The following is a 297-nucleotide window of genomic DNA, read 5'->3' on the forward strand; positions in this document are numbered from 1 at the left end:
CCCACCGCACCCGACACCTGGGCCAAGGCTGCCGCCTGCCCCCGCAGCGCCTCCGCACCCCGCGCCGAGATGACCCACGGCACCACCCCGGTGACATCGGCCCCCACCTGTGCGGGTTCCGCGACAGGTGGCTCTTCCAGGATCAGATGTGCGTTCGTGCCCGAGATACCGAACGAGGAGACACCCGCCCGGCGCGGACGCTCTCCTCCCGGCCACTCCACCGGTTCGGTCAGTAGCCGTACTGCTCCCGACTCCCAGTCCACGTGCGGCGAGGGCTCATCGATGTGCAACGACGCG

1 protein-coding gene is annotated in these 297 nt (G+C 70.7%); it reads right to left on the bottom strand.

Annotated elements, in window-relative coordinates; genetic code table 11:
• Positions 1-297: ketoacyl-synthetase C-terminal extension domain-containing protein (locus JW613_RS35500; RefSeq protein WP_209215317.1), on the bottom strand; the 297-nt coding region annotated here is incomplete at both ends.

The sequence above is a fragment of the Streptomyces smyrnaeus genome (assembly GCF_017676345.1).
GTDB lineage: Bacteria > Actinomycetota > Actinomycetes > Streptomycetales > Streptomycetaceae > Streptomyces > Streptomyces smyrnaeus.